We start from the raw sequence: 6000 nt of genomic DNA, 5'->3' as shown, positions 1-6000 counted from the left end.
CCCCTTCCCTCTCCCTCCATCCGGGCGGCCAACTCCGCGATGTGCTCCGGCCCGACGCGGCAACAGCCGCCGACGAGCCGCGCCCCCGCCGCCACCCAGGCGTCCGCCCGGGCGGGGTCGAAGGTGGGCCGCCCGCGCCACCGCCGTGCCTCGTCGTCCCACCCCTCCCCGCCGTTCGGATACACGACGACCGGCTTCCCGGTCACCCGCGCCGCGACCCGCACGGCGTCCTCCACCTCGTCCGGCTCGCAGCAGTTGACGCCCACGGCGACGACCTGGTCGTTCCCGGCGGCGAGCGCGAACGCCTCCGCCAGCGGCTGCCCGGCCCGGGTCCGCCCGCCGGCGCAGCTGTACGACAGCCAGACCGGCACCCCGCATCCGCTCACCGCCCGCAGCAGCGACCGCCCCTCGTCGGCGTCCGGCACCGTCTCCAGCGCCAGGACGTCCGGCCCGGCCGCGGCGAGCACCTCGATCCGCGGCCGGTGGAAGCGCTCCAACTCCGCCACCCCCAGCCCGTACCGCCCCCGGTACTCGCTGCCGTCCGCGAGCATCGCCCCGTACGGGCCGACGGACGCGGCGACCCACACCTCCCGTTCCCCCTCGGCCGCCGCCCGCCGCGCCAGTTCGACGCCGCGCCGCAGCAGCCCTGCCGTCTCCTCCCGCCCGACACCCCGCCGGGCGAACCCCTCGAACGTGGCCTGGTACCCGGCGGTGATCAGCACCCGGGCCCCCGCCCGCACATACGCCGCGTGCGCCCGCTCGATCTGCGCCGGATCGTCCGCCAGCAACCGGGCCGACCAGAGCGCGTCGGACAGGTCGCAGCCCTGCGCCTCCAACTGGTTGGACAGACCGCCGTCGAGGACGAGCGGCCCACGCGCGAGCGCGGCGGCGAGCGGGGTACGGGGTGGAGTCATGACGGGCGACCTCAGCGCAGCTGTGCCTGGACCGCGCCGGAGACCAGCTCCAGGTGGTCGAGGTCGTCGAGGTCCAGGATCTGGAGGTAGACCCGGGACGCCCCGATCTCCGCGTACCGCCCGATCTTGTCGACCACCTCGGCGGGGGAACCCGCCAGACCGTTGGCTTTGAGCTCGTCGACCTCCCGTCCGATGGCCGCGGCGCGCCGTGCCACCTCCGCGTCGTCCTTGCCCACACACACCACCAGGGCGTTGGAGTACACCAGGTCCTCCGGCTTCCGCCCCGCCTCCTCCGCGGCCGCCCGCACCCGGCCGAACTGCCGCTCGCTGTCGGCCACGGACGCGAAGGGGACGTTGAACTCGTCGGCGTAGCGGGCGGCGATCCGCGGCGTCCTGGTCGCCCCCAGGCCACCGATCAGCACCGGGATCCTGGGCTGCGCGGGCTTGGGCAGCGCCGGGGAATCGGCCAGTCGGTAGTACTTACCCTCGAAGTCGAACGTCGCGCCCACCTCCGTCTCCCACAGCCCCGTGACGATCGCCAGCTGCTCCTCCAGGCGTCCGAACTTCTCCTTGGGGAAGGGGATGCCGTACGCCGTGTGCTCCGCCTCGTACCAGCCGGCGCCCAGCCCCAGCTCGACACGGCCGCCCGACATCGCGTCGACCTGCGCCACCTGGATGGCCAGCACGCCCGGCAGCCGGAAGGTGCCCGCGGTCATCAGCGTGCCGAGCCGGATCCGCTTGGTCTCCCGGGCCAGTCCGGCCAAGGTGATCCAGGCGTCGGTGGGTCCGGGGAGCCCGTCGGAGGAGCCCATGGCCAGATAGTGGTCGGAGCGGAAGAAGGCGTCGAAGCCGAGGTCCTCGGTGGCCTTGGCGACGGTGAGGAGGGTGTCGTAGCTCGCCCCTTGCTGGGGCTCGGTGAAGATGCGCAGGTCCATACGCCCCATCCTGCACCTTCGAACACAGGTCAACGCACGGCCCCCGTACCGCCGCACCGGCCCCTGTCGGGTGAATCTCCCCCGCTCGTACCCACCGTCCGGGCACCGGCCAGTGTCCGTCCCGCAGGGTGATCGTTGGCTTCGGCGGAGCCGGACCGCCCGGCTCGCGCGCCGGTTTTCCCCGCCGGAGGCGACGACCGCGATACCGCTCCTCCGCCCCGGAGGGGCCCAGGGCCGAGGAGGCCACATGCACCAGGAAGCCGTGCCCGCCGAGGCGGTGCCCCACCCCCAGGCCGCTTCCCCACGCCAGGACCCACCCAAGGGCCTGCTGCAACAGATGGAGGAACTGATGGCGGCGCTGGACGCCGACCTGTCGCGGCTCGACGCCGACCTGCAGTCCTCGACCGAGCGGCCCGCGCCCACCCACGACTCCCGGAACGCTCCCGAACCCCAGGACCCTCACGGCTCCCCGACCTCCCCCGACTCCCGCGACTCTCGCACCCCAGGCGAGGACGCCGCCGAACACTGATCCTCCGGACGCCGGACCGGACGCCCCGAACCGGACGCCCCGAACCGGACGTCGAGCCAGGGCCCGACCCCCGAACCCGGGTCGGATCCCGGACCGTACCGTCGGCCGCACCCCCTGCCGTATCCCGCGCCGTACTTCACGCGGCGCCCCCTCTCTCCCGGAGGGCGAGCCGTCTCAGCAGCCCGCCCACCCGGTCCCCCGTCTCGTCCGCCGCGTCTATGGCCTCGATGCACTGCCAGTAGAGGCCGTCCTCTTCGCAGGCACAGGCCACACCGACCAGCGCGATGCCCACGTCACCGAGGAGGGCGGCGAGCTCCGTCAGCACTCCCCAGGGGTCACGGACCGTCGAGAGCCGCGCCGCGCGTAAGCCTCCGGAGCGCAGGGCGACCTGCCGCAGCGCCCCGGAGGCCCGGCCGCCGGCCTCACTCAGCCCGCACGCCGCGGCCCGCGCCTCGAAGGGACCGTGCGCGGCCAAGTGACCACCCACAGCCTGGGCCAAGGCTTGGGTCTGCCATGCCTCGGCGACGATGTCCTGCATCGTCCTGGCTTCGGCCAGGGCGAGCCGGGTGGCCTCGATCAACCGCAGTGCGTCCATTGCCGGTCCCCCAGTTTCCGCCTGTGCGCTCTCACTACCCAGAGTGATGACTAACCGCCGGAAAAGCCAGGGGAATTCAGAAATCTGTGGATACCAAATCCGCTGTGGACAACTCAATCACTCCGGAGAGTGACGATCCGGCGAACCCTGACGCCTGTTCGACCCGTCTCCCGCTACCGGAAACCGCCGCTCGTTCCTGTCGATCTTGGCGGACAGCGCGGCCGGCAGGTCGACACCCAGCGCGTCGCAGAACTGCAGAAGATAGGCGAGCACGTCCGCGACCTCGTCCTTCACCCGTTCCGCCGTCGCGGGGTCCGCCATCACGCGCGCGGACTCCTCGGGCGTCAGCCACTGGAAGATCTCCAGCAGTTCGGACGCCTCGACGCTGAGCGCCGCCGCGAGGTTCTTGGGAGTGTGGAAAGGCTTCCAGTCGCGCGCGGCGGCGAAGTCCGCCAGCCGGCGCCGCAGGGCGTCGAGATCATGAGAGGAGGTGTGGTGCCGGGTGTCCCGGAGGGACGCGTGGTGCTCGGTCATGCCTCCAGGTCTACCATCGCCACCCCGGGCACCTCCGATGCCATCTCCGCCACCTCCCGCCGCACGGTACCCACCAGCCTGATGTGCCCCCGCTCGCACATGCGAGCCGCGAGCCGCACCAACTCCCGTGCCTGCCATGGGTCGAGACACCGGTCGAGGCCGTCCGCCAGGACGGTGAGCGTCTGCAAGGCGGACAGCACCTCGGCGGCGGGTTCCACCGCGAGCACGTCCGGCCCCGTCAGCAGCACCAAGCACAGTGCGAGGTAGCGCAGTTCGCCGTCCCCCAGCCGTTCCAGCGGCGTCGCGGCCGCCGCGCCCCGCGCCAGGACCGCCCGTACCAACCCGCCGTCCAGCCCCCGCGCCTCCACTCCCTCGACCGCGCCGCGACAGCCCGCGTCCGCCGCCTTCACCAGGACCGCGTGCCGGATCGAGCACTCGCTCGAGGTACGGCCGAGCACGGCGGCAACGTTGTCACACGCGCCGCGCAGCCGGCCGTCCCGGGCCGCGACGGGCATCCGCATCAGCTCCGGCCGGGGATCGCAGGGAAAGACCGACCGCAGGGCGACGACCACCTGCTCCGCCGCTTCGAGAACCAGCCGCTGACCGGCCGTCTTCCCCGCCACCCGCAGCGGCAGCAGCGCGGTGCCCAGCCGGTCGTCCGGCAGGGGCGCCCGGGTCACCGGAACGGCACCGGCCGTGTGCCACGCCGCCTCGACCGAGGTCAGCCCCGGGTCGCGCAGCGCCGTGGACAGCAGCGTCCGCCCGGCACCCGTCAGCCGCTCGCCGACCACCCGCACCTCGGGTTCCGCCTGGACGGCCAGGTCCAGCCGGACCGGGCCGACGGGCCCGTCGACCGTACAGCCGATCCGGAACCCACGGCGCCCCTGCGCGTCCGGGCGGGCCCGCTCCGGAACGCACGCCGGTGCGCCGCCCGCCACCGGCGCGAGCGCCTCGACGAGCCCGTCGCCGCCCGCGAGCCGGGCCAGCGTCTCGTACGCCTGGAGCACACTCGACTTCCCGCTGCCGCTGGCCCCCCGGAAGAGGGTCAGCGGAGCCAGCGCGAAGGTGGCGTTGCGATGCGATTTGAAAGCGGAGAGCCGCAGTTCGGTGACGGCGGGACGCGGGAGCGGGGGCGAGGGCGGGGGTGTGGCGGCGGGCCGGACGCCGTGTGCGTCACGCGCCTCCATGACCGGGCCGTGGGATGCGACGGACATGCCCGGACCGTATGGCGCGACGGATCAGCCAAACCGTTTCAGCCTGTCGTTCTTCCTACGATCGGAGTACGTCGAGGCGACCTCCGTACCCTCGGGTGCCAGCAGGAACACATTGGTGTCGACGCGGTGCATCCCGCTGCCCAGCCCGAAGACGACGCCGCTGGAGAAGTCGAGGATGCGCTTGGCGACATCGGTGTCGGCGCTCGTGAGGTCGAGGAGCACGGGCGTTCCGTTGATCAGATGCTCCGCCACGTCGCGGGCGTCCGCGAAAATCTGCACCCGGAGGACCACGAGCCTCCGCTGGTTGGGTTCCGTCTCCGGCTCCTCCTCGGGGAGCGACCGGTGGTTGGACCAGGACGGCCAGGTGTGATGACCGCGCAAGGGCACGACCTCGGCCAGCCCCTCCCACTGCTCGTCGGTGGCCTCTGACCTGTTCACCGGATCACCCCTCCGGGGAACGCGCTGGTTATGTACATCCGGCGATTCTAGGGAAAAGGGAGCCTCCATTCGGCCCAATGACACGCGCGGCGCCTCGCCTGACGGCCCGTGGGCCGGATCGCCCACACCCTGGGCGGCCTCCTTCCGCCCCTCGTTTCCCAAGAGCAACCGGGGTGACGCGGTCGGAGCCGCCGCCCCCAACCACCACCAGGGTCAGGAACGAGATTCTCCGCAACGCCTGCGCCGCGCCGGCGTGACCACCCGCCGGACGGACCCGCCGGGCAGGTCGGCGTACGAGCCTTCCGGGTCGGACGTGTCGCCGTATAGCTCCTGATACGGCGTCATTTCCCAAGACGAGGCTCCTCACCCGATAGAGGGAATGCGCGTAGAGTAGTTGAGCGATTACGATGCGTTCATGTTCCGGTGGAGTCCCGCGCGCACACGGCCCGTCCTTCGGGCCGTGACCGCCATGCTGGTCTCCCTGCTGCTGGTGCTGTGCGGTGGCGACCCCGCCCTCGCGGCGGACGACCGGGGGCGGGAAGAGAGGACCGCCTCCACGGAGTTCGGCCTGTCCGACGACCGCACGGCGGACGCCGTCGCCCCGGAGGACGGAGCGACCGGGGTGCAGCGCCGGCATCGCGCCGGGCGGCCCGCTCGCACCGAGCCTTCCGCTGTCGCCTCGGACGCCTCGGCCGCATCGCCCACCCCCGCGTCCCCGCTCCGGGCCCCTCAGGCGCGGAACGTCGTCCTGCGCTGCTGAGGTGGCCCGCGCCGCCCCGCCGCGCGGCGGCGCCGCCGCGTCCCTCGACCACCGGCCAGAGAGCAGAGACGTCATGCCGCT

General features: G+C 72.9%; 8 protein-coding genes. 2 read left to right on the top strand and 6 right to left on the bottom strand.

Going from position 1 to position 6000, the window contains the following annotated elements:
• Together mmuM and ACSNOK_RS10410 are read right to left on the bottom strand one after the other, a co-directional pair.
• A partial coding sequence (gene mmuM / locus ACSNOK_RS10415) for a homocysteine S-methyltransferase (RefSeq protein WP_436780323.1) occupies positions 1-914 on the bottom strand: 914 nt, incomplete at its 3' end.
• A gap of 11 nt (positions 915-925) precedes the next feature.
• On the bottom strand, positions 926-1849 hold the full coding sequence (locus ACSNOK_RS10410) for an LLM class F420-dependent oxidoreductase (RefSeq protein ID WP_436780322.1): 924 nt from the start codon (positions 1847-1849) through the stop codon (positions 926-928).
• A 247-nt stretch (positions 1850-2096) separates the two neighbouring features.
• On the opposite strand from ACSNOK_RS10410, the gene ACSNOK_RS10405 reads away from it, so the two are divergent.
• A complete protein-coding gene (locus ACSNOK_RS10405; protein ID WP_436780321.1) occupies positions 2097-2378 on the top strand; it encodes a hypothetical protein in 282 nt (93 codons plus the stop codon).
• A gap of 136 nt (positions 2379-2514) precedes the next feature.
• Here ACSNOK_RS10405 and ACSNOK_RS10400 read toward each other — a convergent pair whose 3' ends face one another.
• From ACSNOK_RS10400 to ACSNOK_RS10385, 4 genes are all read right to left on the bottom strand, one after another.
• A complete protein-coding gene (locus ACSNOK_RS10400; protein WP_436780320.1) occupies positions 2515-2973 on the bottom strand; it encodes a DUF6099 family protein in 459 nt (152 codons plus the stop codon).
• A gap of 117 nt (positions 2974-3090) precedes the next feature.
• Complete coding sequence (locus ACSNOK_RS10395) at positions 3091-3507, bottom strand: nucleotide pyrophosphohydrolase (RefSeq protein WP_436780319.1); 417 nt, start codon at positions 3505-3507, stop codon at positions 3091-3093.
• Positions 3504-4721, bottom strand: a complete 1218-nt coding sequence (locus tag ACSNOK_RS10390) for an AAA family ATPase (RefSeq protein ID WP_436780318.1) — start codon at positions 4719-4721, stop codon at positions 3504-3506. Before ACSNOK_RS10390 ends, ACSNOK_RS10395 begins: the two co-directional genes overlap by 4 nt.
• Before the next feature lie 24 nt (positions 4722-4745).
• A complete protein-coding gene (locus tag ACSNOK_RS10385; RefSeq protein ID WP_436780317.1) occupies positions 4746-5159 on the bottom strand; it encodes a cell division protein SepF in 414 nt (137 codons plus the stop codon).
• A gap of 460 nt (positions 5160-5619) precedes the next feature.
• Between ACSNOK_RS10385 and ACSNOK_RS10380 the strand changes: the two genes are divergently transcribed.
• Positions 5620-5919, top strand: a complete 300-nt coding sequence (locus ACSNOK_RS10380) for a hypothetical protein (RefSeq protein ID WP_436780316.1) — start codon at positions 5620-5622, stop codon at positions 5917-5919.
• The last annotated feature ends 81 nt before the right edge of the window (positions 5920-6000 follow it).

The organism is Streptomyces sp. URMC 126 (genome assembly GCF_051386555.1).
In the GTDB taxonomy this organism is placed as follows: Bacteria; Actinomycetota; Actinomycetes; order Streptomycetales; family Streptomycetaceae; genus Streptomyces.
The sequence above is the reverse complement of the archived record's forward strand: the minus strand, read 5'-3'. Positions and strand labels throughout refer to the sequence as shown.